This is a genomic window from Acinetobacter sp. 24-47-47 (genome assembly GCF_057737035.1).
In genome coordinates this window covers 431,395-450,417 of record NZ_CM173216.1, presented here as the reverse complement: position 1 = coordinate 450,417, position 19,023 = coordinate 431,395, and the positions used below count along the sequence as shown (strand labels likewise).

19 protein-coding genes and 1 rRNA gene are annotated in these 19,023 nt (G+C 40.1%); 9 read left to right on the top strand and 11 right to left on the bottom strand.

What is annotated here, in order from left to right; translation table 11 throughout:
- Nucleotides 1-54: 54 nt before the first annotated feature.
- The 4 genes from AC1M9E_RS02095 to AC1M9E_RS02080 all read right to left on the bottom strand — a co-directional run bounded on the left by AC1M9E_RS02095 (nucleotide 55) and on the right by AC1M9E_RS02080 (nucleotide 4,852).
- Nucleotides 55-1,592, bottom strand: a 16S ribosomal RNA gene (locus AC1M9E_RS02095).
- Nucleotides 1,593-2,044: 452 nt separating this feature from the next.
- Complete coding sequence (locus tag AC1M9E_RS02090; RefSeq protein WP_481608173.1) at nucleotides 2,045-3,112, bottom strand: DUF6670 family protein; 1,068 nt, start codon at nucleotides 3,110-3,112, stop codon at nucleotides 2,045-2,047.
- Between the two features lie 18 nt (nucleotides 3,113-3,130).
- Entirely contained in the window at nucleotides 3,131-3,955 is an 825-nt protein-coding gene (gene pssA, locus AC1M9E_RS02085; RefSeq protein ID WP_035269898.1) for a CDP-diacylglycerol--serine O-phosphatidyltransferase, read from the bottom strand.
- A 39-nt stretch (nucleotides 3,956-3,994) separates the two neighbouring features.
- Nucleotides 3,995-4,852: a 23S rRNA (adenine(2030)-N(6))-methyltransferase RlmJ gene (locus AC1M9E_RS02080; RefSeq protein ID WP_092768034.1), complete on the bottom strand. Its 858-nt coding sequence runs from the start codon at nucleotides 4,850-4,852 to the stop codon at nucleotides 3,995-3,997.
- 117 nt (nucleotides 4,853-4,969) lie between these two features.
- Between AC1M9E_RS02080 and AC1M9E_RS02075 the strand changes: the two genes are divergently transcribed.
- Together AC1M9E_RS02075 and AC1M9E_RS02070 are read left to right on the top strand one after the other, a co-directional pair.
- Nucleotides 4,970-5,572, top strand: coding sequence for a 2OG-Fe(II) oxygenase (locus AC1M9E_RS02075; RefSeq protein ID WP_092768036.1), 603 nt, complete (start codon nucleotides 4,970-4,972; stop codon nucleotides 5,570-5,572).
- Nucleotides 5,573-5,630: 58 nt separating this feature from the next.
- Entirely contained in the window at nucleotides 5,631-6,158 is a 528-nt protein-coding gene (locus tag AC1M9E_RS02070; protein ID WP_035269895.1) for a hypothetical protein, read from the top strand.
- A 27-nt stretch (nucleotides 6,159-6,185) separates the two neighbouring features.
- Here the strand turns inward: AC1M9E_RS02070 and AC1M9E_RS02065 are convergent, their stop codons facing one another.
- The 5 genes from AC1M9E_RS02065 to AC1M9E_RS02045 form a co-directional block, all read right to left on the bottom strand.
- Nucleotides 6,186-6,437 (bottom strand): DUF2789 family protein, encoded by a 252-nt coding sequence (locus AC1M9E_RS02065; protein WP_481586807.1) that lies wholly within the window; start codon nucleotides 6,435-6,437, stop codon nucleotides 6,186-6,188.
- A gap of 119 nt (nucleotides 6,438-6,556) precedes the next feature.
- Entirely contained in the window at nucleotides 6,557-6,796 is a 240-nt protein-coding gene (locus AC1M9E_RS02060; RefSeq protein ID WP_179999322.1) for a DUF2789 family protein, read from the bottom strand.
- Nucleotides 6,797-6,944: 148 nt separating this feature from the next.
- Nucleotides 6,945-7,931 (bottom strand): malate dehydrogenase, encoded by a 987-nt coding sequence (locus AC1M9E_RS02055; RefSeq protein WP_035269892.1) that lies wholly within the window; start codon nucleotides 7,929-7,931, stop codon nucleotides 6,945-6,947.
- A 173-nt stretch (nucleotides 7,932-8,104) separates the two neighbouring features.
- Complete coding sequence (locus tag AC1M9E_RS02050; protein ID WP_481608172.1) at nucleotides 8,105-8,767, bottom strand: ribonuclease T2 family protein; 663 nt, start codon at nucleotides 8,765-8,767, stop codon at nucleotides 8,105-8,107.
- Between the two features lie 26 nt (nucleotides 8,768-8,793).
- A complete protein-coding gene (locus AC1M9E_RS02045; protein WP_481608178.1) occupies nucleotides 8,794-10,707 on the bottom strand; it encodes a lytic transglycosylase domain-containing protein in 1,914 nt (637 codons plus the stop codon).
- A 360-nt stretch (nucleotides 10,708-11,067) separates the two neighbouring features.
- On the opposite strand from AC1M9E_RS02045, the gene miaB reads away from it, so the two are divergent.
- From miaB to AC1M9E_RS02010, 7 genes are all read left to right on the top strand, one after another.
- A complete protein-coding gene (gene miaB, locus AC1M9E_RS02040) occupies nucleotides 11,068-12,525 on the top strand; it encodes a tRNA (N6-isopentenyl adenosine(37)-C2)-methylthiotransferase MiaB (RefSeq protein WP_179999317.1) in 1,458 nt (485 codons plus the stop codon).
- A 38-nt stretch (nucleotides 12,526-12,563) separates the two neighbouring features.
- Entirely contained in the window at nucleotides 12,564-13,649 is a 1,086-nt protein-coding gene (locus AC1M9E_RS02035; protein WP_481608171.1) for a PhoH family protein, read from the top strand.
- Between the two features lie 30 nt (nucleotides 13,650-13,679).
- Nucleotides 13,680-14,168: an rRNA maturation RNase YbeY gene (gene ybeY, locus AC1M9E_RS02030; RefSeq protein ID WP_035269880.1), complete on the top strand. Its 489-nt coding sequence runs from the start codon at nucleotides 13,680-13,682 to the stop codon at nucleotides 14,166-14,168.
- 74 nt (nucleotides 14,169-14,242) lie between these two features.
- Entirely contained in the window at nucleotides 14,243-14,536 is a 294-nt protein-coding gene (locus tag AC1M9E_RS02025; protein ID WP_180028263.1) for an antibiotic biosynthesis monooxygenase family protein, read from the top strand.
- A gap of 258 nt (nucleotides 14,537-14,794) precedes the next feature.
- Nucleotides 14,795-15,475: a hypothetical protein gene (locus tag AC1M9E_RS02020; RefSeq protein ID WP_179999309.1), complete on the top strand. Its 681-nt coding sequence runs from the start codon at nucleotides 14,795-14,797 to the stop codon at nucleotides 15,473-15,475.
- Nucleotides 15,476-15,616: 141 nt separating this feature from the next.
- Nucleotides 15,617-16,330, top strand: coding sequence for a DUF3108 domain-containing protein (locus AC1M9E_RS02015; protein ID WP_035265223.1), 714 nt, complete (start codon nucleotides 15,617-15,619; stop codon nucleotides 16,328-16,330).
- Between the two features lie 82 nt (nucleotides 16,331-16,412).
- Complete coding sequence (locus tag AC1M9E_RS02010) at nucleotides 16,413-16,988, top strand: xanthine phosphoribosyltransferase (protein WP_035265221.1); 576 nt, start codon at nucleotides 16,413-16,415, stop codon at nucleotides 16,986-16,988.
- 37 nt (nucleotides 16,989-17,025) lie between these two features.
- Here AC1M9E_RS02010 and AC1M9E_RS02005 read toward each other — a convergent pair whose 3' ends face one another.
- Together AC1M9E_RS02005 and AC1M9E_RS02000 are read right to left on the bottom strand one after the other, a co-directional pair.
- A complete protein-coding gene (locus AC1M9E_RS02005) occupies nucleotides 17,026-17,880 on the bottom strand; it encodes a MetQ/NlpA family ABC transporter substrate-binding protein (protein ID WP_488224978.1) in 855 nt (284 codons plus the stop codon).
- The gene (locus AC1M9E_RS02000; protein WP_488224977.1) at nucleotides 17,877-18,926 is read right to left on the bottom strand and encodes an isopenicillin N synthase family dioxygenase; all 1,050 of its coding nucleotides are present in this window, start codon (nucleotides 18,924-18,926) and stop codon (nucleotides 17,877-17,879) included. Before AC1M9E_RS02000 ends, AC1M9E_RS02005 begins: the two co-directional genes overlap by 4 nt.
- Nucleotides 18,927-19,023 lie beyond the last annotated feature (97 nt).

Here is a 19,023-nt window from a genome sequence, read left to right as displayed (position 1 = left end):
CATCGTCATGAAGAACAACTTGTTGTGGATTCTTACCAATCGTCAATCTTTCGTTAAGGAGGTGATCCAGCCGCAGGTTCCCCTACGGCTACCTTGTTACGACTTCACCCCAGTCATCGGCCACACCGTGGTAAGCGTCCTCCTTACGGTTAGACTACCTACTTCTGGTGCAACAAACTCCCATGGTGTGACGGGCGGTGTGTACAAGGCCCGGGAACGTATTCACCGCGGCATTCTGATCCGCGATTACTAGCGATTCCGACTTCATGGAGTCGAGTTGCAGACTCCAATCCGGACTACGATCGGCTTTTTGAGATTAGCATCCTATCGCTAGGTAGCAACCCTTTGTACCGACCATTGTAGCACGTGTGTAGCCCTGGTCGTAAGGGCCATGATGACTTGACGTCGTCCCCGCCTTCCTCCAGTTTGTCACTGGCAGTATCCTTAAAGTTCCCGGCTTAACCCGCTGGCAAATAAGGAAAAGGGTTGCGCTCGTTGCGGGACTTAACCCAACATCTCACGACACGAGCTGACGACAGCCATGCAGCACCTGTATGTAAGTTCCCGAAGGCACCAATCCATCTCTGGAAAGTTCTTACTATGTCAAGACCAGGTAAGGTTCTTCGCGTTGCATCGAATTAAACCACATGCTCCACCGCTTGTGCGGGCCCCCGTCAATTCATTTGAGTTTTAGTCTTGCGACCGTACTCCCCAGGCGGTCTACTTATCGCGTTAGCTGCGCCACTAAAGCCTCAAAGGCCCCAACGGCTAGTAGACATCGTTTACGGCATGGACTACCAGGGTATCTAATCCTGTTTGCTCCCCATGCTTTCGTACCTCAGCGTCAGTATTAGGCCAGATGGCTGCCTTCGCCATCGGTATTCCTCCAGATCTCTACGCATTTCACCGCTACACCTGGAATTCTACCATCCTCTCCCATACTCTAGCTTCCCAGTATCGAATGCAATTCCCAAGTTAAGCTCGGGGATTTCACATCCGACTTAAAAAGCCGCCTACGCACGCTTTACGCCCAGTAAATCCGATTAACGCTCGCACCCTCTGTATTACCGCGGCTGCTGGCACAGAGTTAGCCGGTGCTTATTCTGCGAGTAACGTCCACTATCCAAGAGTATTAATCTTAGTAGCCTCCTCCTCGCTTAAAGTGCTTTACAACCAAAAGGCCTTCTTCACACACGCGGCATGGCTGGATCAGGCTTCCGCCCATTGTCCAATATTCCCCACTGCTGCCTCCCGTAGGAGTCTGGGCCGTGTCTCAGTCCCAGTGTGGCGGATCATCCTCTCAGACCCGCTACAGATCGTCGCCTTGGTAGGCCTTTACCCCACCAACTAGCTAATCCGACTTAGGCTCATCTATTAGCGCAAGGCCCGAAGGTCCCCTGCTTTCTCCCGTAGGACGTATGCGGTATTAGCATCCCTTTCGAGATGTTGTCCCCCACTAATAGGCAGATTCCTAAGCATTACTCACCCGTCCGCCGCTAGGTCCAGTAGCAAGCTACCTTCCCCCGCTCGACTTGCATGTGTTAAGCCTGCCGCCAGCGTTCAATCTGAGCCATGATCAAACTCTTCAGTTTAAAATCAATAGTACCTAAAGGGTACCAATCTTGGCTCATCAATTACTGACAAAAAATTTGCTCAAATAAACTTCGAGAAATTTCTACCAATTATTAATGATAATATATATCGATCAATCAACCAGTAAAAATCCACACAAGTTGTTCTTCATAATCTCTTAATGATCTTCTTAATGCTTCGTCAGCATCAAGCTAGGTCGGCTATATTACCCTTTCTTTTCAGAAAGTCAACTAGCAATGTTAATTTATTTTCTAACTCATTCTCAAAACTTAGATCCAACATATTCAGCTAAATCCTTGTTTTTCAACAAGTTTTAATCAACATCACCGCCGATGGATGTGCATTCTACAGTATTCCTCCCCCAATGCAACCATGTTTTTTAAATATTTAAAAAAAATATGATTAACTGGATATTTATTGTTCAATTTACGTGATTTTTATGCTTTTGGAGCTATTTTTTAAGCGTGCATGGCACAATACTTGCAAAATTATCCATTAATTTTTCATCTTTATTAATTTCTTGCCACTTTAAACTACGGCAATCTATATATTCACAATACCCAGATTGTCCCACTTCTTTAATTCCATCAATCTGCACCTGATAACTAAAACTACCGACATAACCTGCGGCAAGACCGAATTTAAAATCTCCACGACTTTCACCTTTCACGATTATTTTTCTTTTTTTATTTTCAAATGACCATTCAAATACGCGCGCTAAATACATCTCATGTCCATTAGGGGTCTTTATTTTTGGGTATACACGATGGACTTTGAAATAAACATCATCAAACATTTCAGATGTCTGAGCTTTTAAATCTCTTAGATACATCCTTGATTGCACAATTTGATTTAAACCATTGCGTATATGAGCAAGAAGTAACTGTCTTTGGTTGATTAAGTTAATTATCTGATAGGTAAAAAAATGAAGCGGTAGATAAGGAATATTGATCGCTCTGGCAAATTCAAATGATCCTAACTGGTCAATTTTATATGTTTGTTCTTTATAGGTTACTGTTCCTTTGCATTGACACACTAATGACCAGTGATCAAATAAACCTAATTTTAGTTTGGTAAAGTGCGAAATAATTGGCTGAGTTTGAATATTCAGATCAACGGAAAGTTCATTGTCCTTTCTTATTAATTTGAAGTTTGGGATTGAGCCTTCTAGTTGCTCTCTTTGTCCGAATACAAATCTATTCTCTTTAATCTCGCAATCATTGATGATTGAATAACCATGAAAATGTCCAACCATATGTGGACTAATGCTCGTAATGAGTGAAACAGTATCCAAGGCTCTTGTTTTAATTGCATAATCATTACGCAGCATTGGAACATTCGGCTGTCCGATAATGGTTAAAAAATTAAAATAATAAAGTGGAGATGGTAATCCTGGAATCATCAGTCCTTGATGAATAATTTTATAGATTCCTCGTGGACCGTGATAATCCAACCGAAGAGGAAAAGGAGCCTGATTCAGCTGTTTTGAATCGTCCGCTAAACTCATCAACAACTGCATACCAAACTCCTTTTTTATTTATATTGTCTTTTCTCGAGCCAAAAATGTAGTGACGAAACCTGAAAGTGCATAAATAATCGAAAGCACTAAAATACCGACAGGAATATTGTACGTAATCGCAGCAAAGATAAACACAACAATAGGCAAGACTGCAAACGGCACACGTTTACGATCTACGGTTTTAAACGAATAGTATTTAATATTCGAAATCATCAGCAAGCCAACTGCAATAATAATGACTGCATTTATGGTCTGAATCATTGGATCAGATAGGACAAAAATTTCAGGGAAATCACGCCCCACCCAAACCAAAGAAATGATCATTACTGCGGCTAGAGGACTAGCTACACCAATAAAATAGCGTTTATCAACCACACCTATTTGCACATTGAAACGTGCCAATCGGAATGCAGCACAAGCAGTATAGACAAAACATGCAGCCAAACCGATTCGACCTAGATCATGGAGGCTCCAGCTATACATCAAAATTGCAGGCGCAACACCAAATGCCAACATATCTGATAATGAATCAAACTGCTCACCAAAAGGGCTTTGCGCTCCAATTGCTCGTGCGACCCGACCATCTAAACCATCAAATAAAGCAGCGATAAAAATGGCATAAATAGCTTGTGTGAATTCGCCATTCATACTTGCAATAATTGAGTAAAACCCTGACAACAATGCCGCAGTAGTAATCAGATTTGGCCACAGATAAATCCCACGACGCTTAACCTTTTGCCCTTCTTGCGTATGTTCCTCTTCTTCAACTTCGAAAGTAATACCATCAAAGCCCGGAACATTTCTTGGAGAAGATTCAGTTTCAGGTTTATTTATATTTGTCATTGTCATTCGTCCTAACTGTAGCCTTATCTCTCAATATTCTTATTCGCCGACCAACCAACGAACGGCAGCATGACCACCATTTTCACTCATTCTTAAGTGCGGGAAAAGCCATTGCAATGCTTCATCTGCATCTTCAGAAAACTTCCAAGGTGGATTAATCACCAATAAACCACAACCGTTTAATCCTACAGGTGTATCGTCTGGCCATACACATACTTCACAAACCAATTGACGGCGAATACCAGTCTTAATCATTTTTTTCTCAAAACGATCAATCATTGCGCGATCTTTAATTGGGTACCAAATTGCAAATACGCCTGTAGGCCATTTCTTATATGCCGTAGCGATGAGTTCAACCAACTGCGGAAAATCCTTTCGCTCCACCTCATATGGTGGATCAATCATGACCAATCCACGTTTTTCTTTTGGAGGAATCACACCGAGCAAACCTTCATAAGCATCACGCTCATGCAAACCTGCCCGACGATCACGCACATTCATGTAAAGTTGCTGAAATACATCTCGTTGCATCTCAAAAATTGTTGCTTTATCTGTTTCGCGCATTCCTTCCAAAGCGAACCATGGCGAACCCGGATAAGCGCCTTTTCCGGCACCTGCACGCATATCTTCTACAACTTTAAGATATTGCTTAACACCTTCAGGGGCATTACGCTTAATTGAGTCATCAAGTTTAACTAAACGGTGAATACCATTTAAAAACTCTCCCGACTTCTGTGCTGCAGACGTTGATAAATCGTATTTACCTGCACCACCATGTGTATCAATGTAACGATACGGCTTATCTTTTTGATTAAGACGTGACAAAATCTGAAGCAACAATACATGCTTCATGACATCGGCAAAGTTTCCAGCATGGAAATGGTGACGGTAATTCATGTTTCAATTATTCCTAAGATCAACAATCATTTTAACATGAAAAAGTGTTTCATTCAGAATCGATTATTACTCTAAAATAGCTGACCTTTTTTTTATACAGTAAATAGCGAGATAAATATGGAAGCAGTTGTCATCCCAGGGGATTGGAATGTTGATCAAATCCTTGATGATTTAGATCAACATGGCTTCAGTATCATCGATCATGCATACCCACCAAGCTATTTAAAAAACGTTGTAAATGAATGCCAAATCCATCTTGATGATTTTCGAAATGCAGCAATTCAAAATGGCATTGTCAGCACAATCCGCAGCGATCACATTTTGTGGTTAGATCCAAAACTATCAATTTCCCATCAACACATAAAAACCTTAGATTTACTCTCTCAGGAATTAAATCGTGCATTTTATCTAGGCATTCAAGAAGTCGAAGCCCACTTCGCTTGTTATAATCCTGGTGATTTCTATGCTTTACATCGAGACAACCCTCAAGGCAAAAATGGTCGTGTGATGTCGACAGTTTTTTATCTGCATGAGGAATGGCATCAGCATTGGGGTGGTCAACTAAAGCTCCAAGATAAGAATAATCAGTGGCATATTATTGAACCTAAACCTAATCGCATCGCTCTATTTCAAAGCGATTTATTACATGAAGTTCTTGTTGCACACCACCAACGTCTTTCGATTACAGCTTGGTTAAGGACCGCACGAACTTTAATTTAGCGCTTTATTTTTTCGAAGTTGCCTCCATATAGGTTTTAAACCTGATGAGGACTCATCCATGCAATCAAATACCAAGCTAATTATTCAACGCATTGGTGAAACAGACCAACTTTACTTACAAAAAAATACGCCTGAGCTTGCCTTTGAACGTGCCGAATTGCGTTTAGAGCTGGTCAGTATGAGTAAGCTTCGTCAGGAACAAATTCATTTTCTTCAAGAAGCGATTGTTCTTCTTGAACAAGGTCGAGTAGATTTCGAAGAAATGCCAATGCGTTTGTATATTAATCTTACCCTGATGTTAGCCAGAGCCTACATGATGTATTTTGAGATTACTCAAGATGAAAAATTTGCGATCATCACTCAGCAAATTTTAAAATCATTAACATCGACCAATCATAGTGATGTTTATTTTAATCTCGCGTATGCTTGCGCTTCTCGTAAAGAATCAGCACTTACACGCCATTGGCTAAATAAATATTTTAAAACTATTGATCATGATTTAGAGGTGATAAGAACTCACCCTGCTTTCAAACAATTTCATGACCAAGAGTGGTTTATCCAGTTAACCAAACCTAAGATGCATTAAAAAAAGCCCCATGAAAGGGGCTTTTTTTTAGGCCATTCTTAATTTATATGCATCCATATGTAATTGTTGATTAAGTTCATCTATCCATATTGCCCAATCATCATCTTGTACTAAATGACTAATTAAGAAGTCACGCTGACCTTTATTCCAAAATGGTGCATCATGTAAATTTTGTTGCGCGGAAAGCTGATGTGTACGGATATAGAGTTCAATTGCCGCTGGACTATTTGCCAACCCCAATTGAGAAAATAATAACGCTAAGGAAGGTTTATGTTCCATCAAGAGACTCCCCTTATCAGATTTTAATAAAATTATTATTTAAATAACTTATAAAAAATCCATGAAAAAACCCAGCTTTTAGTCTGGGTTTATTGTTTCAATTTGTGATTATATTTTCATCACTTTGTATCGTTTGTGAGCTGCTCACTCAATTGGTCAATGACAATGGCCCATTCATTATCTTTTTTCCAATGACTAATAATAAAATCGCGTTGCGATGGATTCCAAAAATCAGCTTCATGCATCGGCGTATTGGGATCAAGCCGATGTGTTTGTATAAATTGATCAATCCCTTCAGGTGAGCTATCTAAGCCCAATTGCTCAAAAAGTAATTCTTGATTTACTTCCATATCCAACATGGATTGCTCCTTGAATTTTCATGATTTTGTTCAAGATAACATGTCAGTACAAAGTTCTATGTAGAAGGATTTCTTAAGCATTGTTAAGTTTTGTGCATTAAAAAAGCACTCCATTCGGAGTGCTTTTTTAATTTAGTTGAAAACTAAATTATTTAACCATGTCAGCAATCGCTGCACGTTCTTCTTCTAACTCATTAAGCGTGAAGTTGATACGCTCACGGCTGAATTCGTCAATTTCAAGACCTTGAACGATTTTGTACTCGCCATTTTCACAAGTTACAGGGAAACCGAACATTACGCCTTCAGGGATACCGTAAGAACCATCAGAAGGAATACCCATAGTTACCCATTCGCCGTTTGTGCCAAGAGCCCAATCGCGCATATGGTCGATTGCAGCGTTTGCAGCAGAAGCAGCAGAAGAAAGACCACGTGCTTCGATGATCGCAGCACCACGCTTACCAACAGTTGGAAGGAATACGTCTTTATTCCATGCAGCATCGTTGATTTTGTCTTTTAAGCTTTCGCCGTTTACGTTAGCAAAACGGTAGTCAGCATACATTGTTGGAGAGTGGTTACCCCAAACTGTCATGTTTTTGATGTCTGAAACTGCAACACCAGCTTTTTGAGCAAGTTGAGTTAACGCACGGTTGTGGTCAAGACGTAACATTGCTGTGAAGTTTTTCGCTGGAAGATCTGGAGCAGATTTCATTGCGATATAAGCATTCGTGTTAGCAGGGTTACCTACAACGAGAACTTTAACGTCACGGCTAGCAACTTCGTTAAGCGCTTGACCTTGACCGATGAAGATTTCACCGTTGACTTTAAGAAGGTCAGCACGTTCCATACCAGGACCACGTGGACGTGAACCAACAAGAAGCGCGTAGTCAGCATCTTTGAATGCAACTTTAGGATCATCAGTACCGATCATGCCAGCCAATAATGGGAAAGCACAGTCGTCAAGTTCCATCATCACGCCTTTAAGCGCTTGTTGAGCTTTCTCAACAGGAATTTCTAATAATTGAAGAATAACTGGTTGGTCTTTACCCAACATTTCACCGCTAGCGATACGGAATAAAAGGCTGTAACCAATTTGACCAGCAGCGCCAGTAACGGCAACGCGAACAGGTTGCTTCATGTAATTATCTCCAGTTGAGAGGATAGTCAATGCGATTAAATAGCTGTTCTATCTAATCTTAATAATCATAAACGGCGAAGATTGTACTCCAATACTTTGACAGATGCATTGAAAAGAGAATGAATTTCAACAAAAGTCTGATAGGAAATATAAATTAACTTCGCGGAAATAAATTAGTAGGCGCCCTCTATGTCAAATGTATTTGGGCATGTTGAGACAATATCAGATGCACATGACTTGAATTGACCATTCGTGCGATAACAGATTTCAACCCCCGTTAACACCGGGCGACCATTTAAGCTTTGGCATTGAAATTCAATACCTTGGCTGGGTAATTTTGGGTTGAGTTTGATGAATTGCGATCGTAATGTCGCGATAGAGACTGTTTTACGATCCACTCCTGTTAAGTAATCAGGAACTTTTAATTGGTCTGCATGATTAATAATGGTACGAAAATACTGACTGGCATTCATTGGAACGCAACCACCATAGTTGGCCCACAGCCTAATTCTAGCCTGCTCATCAGGCATCACCCTAGCAACAACCCTCTTCTGTAGCGGTGCCAAGGTGGCAGATGAACTCGTTTGGCAATCATGACGACTGGTTTCTGGGATAAGACCCTTTATCGTCAGTGAATATCCTTCTAGGCATTTACGGTGTTTCGCTTTTGTTCGATCTAATGCACAAATGGCAGGTGTCATCTGTACTTGAAGCACATATCCTTGTAAACCTTTCCCTGATGCCATCACATCTGCTGAACACAACAAAGCCCCTACGCTCAAACTACTGAGGAGGTAAGTGTGTTGACGACTAAACAGCAGTTTTGTGTGATTCATCAAAGCTCACAAAAATAGTTGAAATGCTATTGCGTATTTCTTACTGGAATAGGCGGCATACGACTTTCGATCGCTTGCGGCCCCTGTCCAAGCAAAACACCATAATGAGCAGCATTGGTCATAACTTTCTTCACATAGTCACGTGTTTCATGAAGTGGTATTGACTCTGTGTATTGATCCGCCGCAATACTTTTAAACTCTGGTTGCCAACGGCGTGCTCTAGTCAGCCCTGCATTATAGCCAGCCGTAGCTAGAACTGGACTGTTACTCAGCATACCTTGAATCATTGACAGGTAATATGTCCCATAACGAATATTGGTATTCGGATCTGATAATGCAGCAGGATTATACGTTTCACCCATTTTTCGTGCCACATCTTTTGCTGTTGCAGGCATAATTTGCATCAATCCACCAGCACCTACATGTGAACGGGCCGTGGTTACAAAGCGACTTTCTTGACGCATTAAACCATAAGCCCACGAAGGATCAATCCCTGCATTTTTACTATGCGTCACCACTAGATTTTGATGTGGTGTCGCATAACGATATGCATAGTTATGACGTTTAAGTGTTCTTTCCGCCGCATAAATAGCACGGTCATACCACCCCATTTCTGTGGCACGTTTTGCCGCAGCCAGTAATAGACCATCATCTTGCTTAAGATAAGCTTGGCGGACAGCCCAATTCCATTCACGGTTTGTGTAAGTTGCTGAAGCATTGATATTGCGTAATGCAAAAGCACGTCTAAAGTGAATATCTTGATCTAAACGTTGAATATCCTGTGCGCTTGGTTGTGCCCGATCATGTGCTTCATTATAACGAATACCTAAATGATCTTTTGCCAACAGATTGTGATAATCATCGCCAGCGGCAGCTAATCGTTGATAAATACTTTTTGCAGCTTGCTTGGAAGCTTGATCTTTGCGATTTTCATACGCTCTCGCCATCCAATATTGCCAGCGATCTTCTTGTTTTTGCGTAACGCTCATACTATCTATGGCGCGCAACACACTTTCCCACTCACCAAAACGAATCGCTTGACGCGCGTAAATTTCAGCCTCTTCTGGTGTAAAAGGCACGCCATAACTGTAATCAAAGTTCTTCAGCACTTCAGGATTAAAATTATTTTTCATCACTGTCGTGCCTCCAATATACGCCACCGTGCGGTACATATACTTTTGAACATCTGCAGGAACACCTTGCACGACACGAGGAAGATTTTGAAGCGCCGTGTTCAAGTCAGCATCTGCAGCACGACCTAAAGCAAACACCAAATAAGCATAATCTACTGTTGTTCCTTTGGTCGCAGACCATAAATAATTCAAAGGATCTGCCTGAATTTGATTTAATTGTGCTAATGACAAGTTTAAACCCAGAGTTTGTGCTGTTGCGATCGCTGGACCAGACTGGCCCGCTCTAAGTTGCGCAAACAAGCGCTGTTGACGATCAGTGGTGGTGAGTAAGGGACTACTTAGCATTAAGCGACCTAAACCATTACACGATTCTGGCTGCGACTCTGTTGTAAGCCAGACATCTTTGTATTCCGCGTACACCAATGTATCGCCATTTTTTGCTCGTACTTGCGCAACCGCACAGCTTTCAGCTTGGTCAGGATTGGTGACATAAGGTAAAACAGGTTGAGCTGTCTTGAAATCCGCTTGTTTTACCTTTTCTTCGACATAATCAGCAGCTAATTTTTCAGCCATTGCAGATTGAGGATAGCGCTGTGCAAAGCTGATAATATTCGTTGCGGGTTGGAAGCCTAAATTATTATTCAACATCCAATATTCTGGATAATATCCAAGCGCATCATTTTGCATTGCAGAACGATAATATTCGAGCTGAGCTGTATTACCCGAGTTCGCAAATTTAATCGCCTCATTAAATTGCTCTTCAGCCGCATGAGCAACGGGCAAACAACCTAGTGTTATCAGCCCCATTAAATATTGTTTTAACTGGTTTTGCTTCACTGCTTTTTTTAACACGCTTCTCTTCTCAACTTTAACTCGTCGCTACATTTGGACATGCTTTTTTGCATGATCAACTCTTTTGCAGCGCTTGGCAATTTTAAAATGTATTTTAAATACTCTAATGATCAAGTACTGTTCTGTTATGTAAAGCGCTGATTAACCACTATTATTTTAAAGTATTTTTACTGTAAATCCATAAACTTGATCTGATTTATATATTTGTTCAACCCGTAGTACAAATACTGTAAAATAGCTCGCTTTTATCGAGTGTGGGATTCCCCCATACTTCACCGGAACATATTTATCCCTTTTTATAGGATAGGAGCCTTCATGACGGTTCAAACCTTCATTCCGAATAGTGCCCCAGCTGCCTCAGAAAACACTGTTACCCAGCCACAGCACACCCCAGCCATCGATGGTGCAGTCAAAAAACTGTATATCGAAACGCAAGGGTGTCAGATGAATGAGTATGACAGTCATCGTATGGCCGACTTGCTAGGTGATTCACACGGTTATGTATTAACAACAGACCCTGCTGATGCAGATATTCTTTTAATGAATACCTGTTCAATTCGTGAAAAAGCGCAAGAAAAAGTATTTTCAGAATTAGGTCGCTGGCGCAAGCTGAAAGAAAAAAATCCTGATTTGGTGATTGGTGTAGGTGGATGTGTTGCATCTCAAGAAGGTGACAATATCCAAAAACGTGCACCTTATGTCGACATGGTATTTGGTCCACAAACACTTCACCGTTTGCCACAAATGCTTGATCAGCATACGGATCAAATTGAAAAGCCGAAAAAAGAGAAAATCAAACTGGTAGACATCTCATTTCCAGATATCGAAAAGTTCGACTTCTTACCTGAACCTCGCGTTGAAGGTTATAAAGCTTTCGTATCGATTATGGAAGGCTGTTCAAAATACTGTTCATTCTGCGTGGTGCCATACACTCGTGGTGAGGAAGTCTCTCGTCCCCTAGATGATGTACTTGCTGAAATTGCTGGTCTTGCGGAAAAGGGCGTACGTGAGGTTTCTTTACTCGGTCAAAACGTAAATGGTTACCGCGGAGAAACATTCGAAGGTGAAATCTGTACGTTTGCTGATCTTCTTCGTCTAGTGGCGGAAATTCCAGGCATTGGTCGTATTCGCTATACGACATCTCATCCATTAGAATTCAATGATGACCTTATCCAATGCTATCGTGACCTACCACAGATGGTTTCTCACCTTCATTTACCAGTTCAAAGTGGTTCAAATGATGTATTGAAGGCGATGAAGCGTAACCACACGATTGACGTTTATATCGATAAGATTGCTAAATTACGCCAGGTACGCCCTGATATGCATTTGTCTTCAGACTTTATTATTGGCTTCCCTGGTGAAACTGATGCTAACTTTGAAGAGACATATCAATTTATTCAAGACTTAGATTTTGATCATTCTTATAGTTTCATCTACTCGAAACGTCCTGGTACACCAGCATCAGAGCTGGAAGATTTAACACCTGAAGATGTTAAAAAAGAGCGCTTGGCTAAAGTTCAACAATGGATTAAGCAGTCAAGTATCCAAAAAACTGATGCTATGCTTGGTACTGTCCAACGTGTGCTCATTGAGAGCGTTTCAAAACACGATCCAAACTTATTGGTAGGAACCGCAGACAATACACGTTTAGTAACATTTATTGGTGATGCCTCTTGGCTTGGACGCTTTGCAGAGATTGAGATTACAGAGATTAAAACCTTAAATTTAGTTTACGGTGAACTCTTGAATCTTGAACCTGACGTGGCGTAATGTAGAGGTATAGATTAATAGACTCTAAAGGAAATCTCTTGACTGCAGCGATTCGACGTACAGTGGCTTTTCCCGGTGTTTCAATGGACCGTTTACAAACCATGCTTGGCGCGTACAACGGTCATATGAAACAAATTGAACAACGTTTAGATGTAAAAATCAGTCAGCGTGGCGATAGTTTTTTTATTGACGGTGGAATTGATGAAGTCGAGAGAGTTGAAAGCTTACTTCAGCGCTTATACGCCGAAGCTGAAGTTTCTCAACAAATCAGCTCTGATTTGATTCATTTAATGATTCAAGGCAGCCAGACTGATCATGAATTACAATTGGATCCTAATCAAGAACACACAGGACTTGACGAAGTCTGGCTCCAAACCCGTAAGGGCCGCATTAATCCACGGGGGGCCAACCAAAAACGCTATGTACAACGTATTCTTCAAAGTGATATTTCTTTCGGGATTGGTCCAGCGGGTACAGGTAAGACCTATTTGGCTGTAGCTGCTGCCGTTGATATGCTTGAACGCAATGAAATTCAACGTATTCTTTTAGTTCGCCCTGCTGTGGAAGCTGGTGAAAAACTTGGCTTCTTGCCAGGTGACTTATCACAGAAAATTGATCCTTATTTACGCCCACTCTATGATGCCCTGTATGAAATGCTTGGCTTTGAAAAAGTGGCAAAATTAATTGAGCGTCAAATTATTGAAGTAGCCCCACTTGCATATATGCGTGGTCGTACACTCAATCACTCCTTTGTCATTTTAGATGAAGCTCAAAATACAACGCCAGAACAGATGAAAATGTTCTTAACTCGTCTTGGTTTTGGTTCGCGTGCAGTCATTACCGGTGACATTACTCAAGTGGATTTACCACGTGGACAACAGTCTGGTTTGGCACATTCATTACGTGTGCTTGAAAAGATTAAAGAAATCCATATCACACGTTTTCACTCACGTGATGTTGTAAGACACCAGCTTGTACAAAAAATTGTAGAAGCATACGAAGGTTGGGACAGTGAACAACATCGTTTAACTGCTGAAGCACGTGCGGAACGTAAAGCGCGTCAAGAAGTACTCATATCAGAAAATGATTCTGCTGCTGATGCTCAGCATCAAGATGCAGAGTAATTTAAATCTAATCACGCTCAAGGCAAGATTTTGAAACTCAGTCTCTCATTACAACAATCGTTTGAAGCATCAAGCTTGGTGCTCAAACGTGCGTATGTTAAAAAAATTATTGAAACCACCCTTCGTCATATTGATACACAAAGCGATTGTGAAATTGGTATAGCTTGCGTAGATGTCGAAGAAAGTCACAAACTTAACCTTGAATATCGTGGTAAAGATAAGCCAACCAATGTTTTATCTTTTCCAAGCGACTTACCAGATGAAATGGCTGAAATTCTAGACAGTTTCCCTATCGGAGATCTGGTGATTTGTATTCCCGTTGTGCTTCGTGAAGCAGAAGAACAATTTAAAGCACCATTAACACATTTCACTCATATGTTGGTTCACGGTACTTTACATCTGATGGGCTATGATCATGAAACTTCTGAACAAGATGCTGAGGAAATGGAAGCAATTGAGATTGAGATTTTACAAAAACTAGGTTTTGAAAATCCTTACCTGCTTTTGGATGACGAATAACACTCCTCAATGACTTCGGTCTATGCTTCCCGTTATTCGGGAAGCAAATTAAAATAATAAATGAGTATTCAAAAATGAACTTCGTTGTCATCTTCAAAGCTAAAATAAAAAATATTGATGATGAATATGTAATATTGGCTAGCCAAATGCGGCATAAAGCGATGCATGATTACCATTGTACAAAGTTTGAAAGCTATCAAGAGAAGGATAATGAAGTCAGTCTTTCTTATTGGAGTCGGTTAGAAGATATTCAAGCTTGGCATCAAGACACCCAACATCTTTATGCCCAACAAAAAGGTCGCCTATCATGGTATGACACGTATTCGATTGAGGTCTGTCAGATTCAGCGCGCTTATCAATCTGAATAAATCGAGTTGATCTTTATATTGATGACATATTTTAGACAAATGAGTTAAATATTGAGCAAGTTCTTCAGATAAAATAAGATAAAGTCATGCGAAACCAATAGATTAAACTTAAATAACGCCTGACCATCAAAACCATAATAAACGTCTTTGTAAACATTACATCGCAATTGGATAAGCTGTTATCCTTCGGCAGTAATCACCTACAAGATATACACTAGCTGACATCTCACAAGATTTAGAGGTAATGGAACTTCACTTATGCCAACGATTATTTCAAATATCGCGAACAAATTTCGTAAAGTCTATCAAAAGGCTGAAGGGTTTATTGAAGAAGAACGTGAATTTCCTGTCTCTCAAGTTTTTTTAAATGCGACTTTCAAGCGCTTTGTGACCGACAATGTCAGCATCCTTGAAGACTTACATGCTGATTTACACGACGATTGGCTTCGACTCTATGCCACTTTGAATGTGAAAGGGCTTTATACCATTCTCTCTGTAGATTTAAAGCTGATTCAAATGGAATTGAATAAAGATGTACAACTGATTGTATTTGAACAAATTAGTGAAACCGAAGTCATTGAAGCAAAATTTCAAACCTTTTGGATGAAAATTGCATTCCGCTCTGCCCTATTTTTCTATCAAAAAATTCTTCGTAAAGATCCACTTGGCATGATTTTAGAGCGGTTTAATGTCATTAAAGTCAAGGACGATCTCTTACATCTCGATTTAAATCAGTGGCTCGGAAAAAATCGCTCGATCATTGAAACATTGGGCAAAGTACACGTCAACCATGCAGAACTTCGTGAAACAGAATTGGTGGTGATTGGTAATGTAAATTTGATGGCTTTATTCAGCAAAATGAATACTGATCGATTCAAATCTAAATCTGATGAAGTGGAAAGTGATCACATTACACCAATTAAACAAAAGGACGACTAGAGCGCAGCGTTTTGATGTCGTCATAAAGCTTAAGCTACAGAAAAATACATTTTCACTGTGATTATTGATTATTTCTCCTTATTTATCAGAGATAATAAAACTTCAAGTGATCCTTCGATACGAAGGTAAAGGAAAATATTTATGGCATTTAAATCGTTTAAAACTTTGAGTGTGATTGCAAGTGTAGGTACAGCCGTGCTTTTCACAGGCTATTCAAGTCAAGCGCTTGCCATGACGCCCTTCCAAGCCTCTTATCAGTTTGCATACAATGGTAAAAACTTGGGGTCAGCAACACGAACCTTGAAAAAATCAGGTAACACATGGAATTACGTTTTTGCAGCTAAAGCAGGTGGTATTGCTTCAGCGACTGAAACCAGTAACTTCACATTCAACAATAATCAGATTCAATCATCCAATTTCAGTCGCACCAGTAAAATTTTGGTTCATAACAATACAATGAGCATTAAATTTAATCCGAGTGCCAAAACCATTAACACCACCAAAGATAAAGAGCAACGCTCATTTGCATGGAAATCTGGTGTACTGGATGAGTTAAATGCAGAATTGCAAATTCGTGAAGACCTCAAAAATAACGGTTTAAAATCGCAATATTGGATTGCAGATGCTAAAGAAGTTGAATCACGTCGATTCGTCAAACAAGGCACTGAAAAAGTGGAAACCAAGTACGGCACGTTTGATACCATCAAAGTAGTGATGAAACATGATAAACCAGGTCGTGAAACGATTTTTTGGCTGTCTCCGAAATTGGACTATCTACCAGTGAAAGTCACACACCAAGATAAGAAATCTTCATACGGGCTCTTACTGACAGGGTATAACGGTCCACAAAATTAAGGCATTTTTTACTTGCTTTTTTGCAGATGCTTTTTAAAATACGTCTTTGCTTAAAAAGGCACCTGCCCTAGAGGATTCTCCCGTGTACGCACTAGAACAGAAAATCTTAAACGAAGGTATCGTTCTATCTGATCAGGTTTTAAAAGTTGATTCTTTTCTAAACCACCAAATCGACCCAGTGATGATGCAACAAATTGGTCAAGAATTTGCTCGTCTATTCAAAGATGCAGGCATCACCAAAATCATCACAATTGAAGCTTCAGGTATCGCACCTGCTGTGATGGCTGGCTTGGAACTTGGTGTACCGGTAATTTTTGCACGTAAGTATCAATCTTTAACTTTAAAAGATGATTTATATCGTTCAAAAGTATTCTCTTTTACAAAGCAAGTAGAAAGCACAATTGCTATTTCTAAGAAGCACATTGCAGCAACAGATAAGGTTCTTGTGATCGATGACTTTCTTGCGAATGGACAAGCAGCTTTAGGTTTAGCTGATTTGATTCACCAAGCTGAAGCTGAGGTTGTCGGGATTGGTATCGTGATTGAAAAGTCGTTCCAACCTGGCCGTGATCTTTTACTTGAAAAAGGTTACCGAGTTGAGTCACTTGCTCGTGTTGAATCACTTGCAAATGGGACAGTGACTTTTGTTCAAGAATAATTTTGAACATTAAAAAAAGCGCCTAACGGCGCTTTTTTTATTTTAATGTGGCAGGATCTAGTTGAATGCCCAATTTTGTACCACCAAAATGCTTTTGAATATAATCCTCAACGTAAGGCTGATGGTAAAGATTTGAAAGTTTTTGAAATTTTGGATCATTCAATCGGTCTTTACGCACTGCAAGTATATTGACATTTTCTAAAGCTTTATCAGTGACCTCTTCTTTAAATATCGCATTTGTTATTACATTTAGTCCACTTTCCAGAGCAATAGTATTTCCAATTGCGGCTAAATCCACCTCAGACAAGACACGTGGGAGTTGCGCACCTTTGACCAATTTAAATTGGAGTGATTTCGGATTTGACTGGATACTTTCAAGAGTTCCAGAAATCGTATTAAAATCTGGCTTAAGTTGAATCAACTGAGCACGTTCTAATAGTCTTAATGCACGTGCTGTATTCGCCACATCATTTGGAATTGCAATTAAGGCCCGATCAGGCAAAGCAGTTAGTGACTTGTAGTTTTGAGAATATAAACCCATAGGCTCTAAATAAGTGGTCGCCAAGACAGCAAGCTTATGATGATTCAAGTCATTAAATTCTTTGAAATACGCCCAAGATTGAAATGCATTTACATCAATTTCACCATCGAGCAAAGCTTGATTCAAAGCCACACCGTCATTAATTTCTTTCACCTCAATGTCAACATTTGCTGTTTTCGCCTGATCAGAATCCGCGATATATCTCCAAATATCAACATCCGATCCATGTGATCCGATCACGATTGTTTGTTGTGTTTGCTTTGTTTTTTGAGGTTCAGGTTGAGCACTACATGCACTGATAATGAGAATTGCAAAAATAATAAATAAAAATTGGGCGTATTTTGACTTCATGATTTACTCGATATTGTTGTTGATTGTTTGAGTTGTTTAAATTGCGCTGGATAATATTTTTCTGTAACGTCTAGATGAGATCTAAGTCGACCTTTGATACAGTTTTCTCCTACATTTCTCAGTAAAGGATTCAGCGGATCTGTCTCTGGTCCTTGTGCAAGCGCTTTTAAATTATCTGCAAGATTTAAAAGCGGAATTTCACCAGCAAATAAATTGGGAGAAAGAAAATAAGCAACCGAATACCGATCTGCATTCGTTGGAGATATGACTCGATGTTGATTTGCAATCAAATAACCATTCGTAGCAAGCTCTAAAACCTCACCGATATTGACGACAAATGCGTGTTCAACAAATGGTACTTCAATCCATTTGCCTTGACTTAAGACCTGAAGTCCTCCGATCTGGTCTTGTAAAAGTAAAGTTAAAATATTGGAGTCTTTATGAGGCCCTACACCCTGATGATTCATTTGATCAATTGGGGGATAATGAATCAGCTTGAGTAGTTCATGTGGACTGCCTGTAATCAATTGATCAAGTGCTGTGTCCTGCTGCCCCAATGAAAGCAACAAAGCTTTTAATAATTTAATTGCAACTTGTCTGAGATCTCGTTGCCATGCGGTGACTAGGCGTTGAAACTCAGGCCAATTCGAAGGCCACTGATTTGGTCCCTGCAAACGTCTCCATATCGGTCCAGTTTCAGGTTCTAATGCTGCTAGTTCAAAACCAATGTCTATTTGTTCTCTAAAATCAGGTTGCAGACGTGTAACTTCGGCATTTACTCGACTATACCCTCGAAAATGCGGGGAATGAATCATAGCGATTTCATCTTTTTGTTCTTGTGGCAGCGAAAAAAACTGCCGAGTAATACGCTGAATCTCTGAAATTTTTACAGCTGAAATGCCATGACCTGTCAAATAAAAAAAACCAATATCCTTGGCGATATGTGCAAGTCGTTGCAGAAAATCTGCTTGCGTTGATGATTGATCAAATTGACTTAAATTCAGAATAGGAAATGCGTTTAAGCTTTGTTTTAATGGTTGAGTCATGATGCACTCATCTTTCTAATACTTCATTGTATTAATGACTGAAAGATGAATGCTTTTGAAATCATTTAAATTGGATACTTATGCGTCTATAAAAATA

Excerpts from the sequence above, each read along its gene's own strand:
- pssA (WP_035269898.1), bottom strand. The coding sequence starts at position 3,955 with ATGACAAATATAAATAAACCTGAAACTGAATCTTCTCCAAGAAATGTT.
- AC1M9E_RS02070 (WP_035269895.1), top strand. The coding sequence starts at position 5,631 with ATGCAATCAAATACCAAGCTAATTATTCAACGCATTGGTGAAACAGAC.
- AC1M9E_RS02060 (WP_179999322.1), bottom strand. The coding sequence starts at position 6,796 with ATGTTGGATATGGAAGTAAATCAAGAATTACTTTTTGAGCAATTGGGC.
- AC1M9E_RS02020 (WP_179999309.1), top strand. The coding sequence starts at position 14,795 with ATGCCAACGATTATTTCAAATATCGCGAACAAATTTCGTAAAGTCTAT.
- AC1M9E_RS02075 (WP_092768036.1), top strand. The coding sequence starts at position 4,970 with ATGGAAGCAGTTGTCATCCCAGGGGATTGGAATGTTGATCAAATCCTT.
- AC1M9E_RS02080 (WP_092768034.1), bottom strand. The coding sequence starts at position 4,852 with ATGAATTACCGTCACCATTTCCATGCTGGAAACTTTGCCGATGTCATG.
- AC1M9E_RS02065 (WP_481586807.1), bottom strand. The coding sequence starts at position 6,437 with ATGGAACATAAACCTTCCTTAGCGTTATTATTTTCTCAATTGGGGTTG.
- AC1M9E_RS02090 (WP_481608173.1), bottom strand. The coding sequence starts at position 3,112 with ATGCAGTTGTTGATGAGTTTAGCGGACGATTCAAAACAGCTGAATCAG.
- AC1M9E_RS02015 (WP_035265223.1), top strand. The coding sequence starts at position 15,617 with ATGGCATTTAAATCGTTTAAAACTTTGAGTGTGATTGCAAGTGTAGGT.
- AC1M9E_RS02025 (WP_180028263.1), top strand. The coding sequence starts at position 14,243 with ATGAACTTCGTTGTCATCTTCAAAGCTAAAATAAAAAATATTGATGAT.
- AC1M9E_RS02005 (WP_488224978.1), bottom strand. The coding sequence starts at position 17,880 with ATGAAGTCAAAATACGCCCAATTTTTATTTATTATTTTTGCAATTCTC.
- AC1M9E_RS02050 (WP_481608172.1), bottom strand. The coding sequence starts at position 8,767 with ATGAATCACACAAAACTGCTGTTTAGTCGTCAACACACTTACCTCCTC.
- AC1M9E_RS02045 (WP_481608178.1), bottom strand. The coding sequence starts at position 10,707 with ATGGGGCTGATAACACTAGGTTGTTTGCCCGTTGCTCATGCGGCTGAA.
- miaB (WP_179999317.1), top strand. The coding sequence starts at position 11,068 with ATGACGGTTCAAACCTTCATTCCGAATAGTGCCCCAGCTGCCTCAGAA.
- AC1M9E_RS02000 (WP_488224977.1), bottom strand. The coding sequence starts at position 18,926 with ATGACTCAACCATTAAAACAAAGCTTAAACGCATTTCCTATTCTGAAT.
- AC1M9E_RS02055 (WP_035269892.1), bottom strand. The coding sequence starts at position 7,931 with ATGAAGCAACCTGTTCGCGTTGCCGTTACTGGCGCTGCTGGTCAAATT.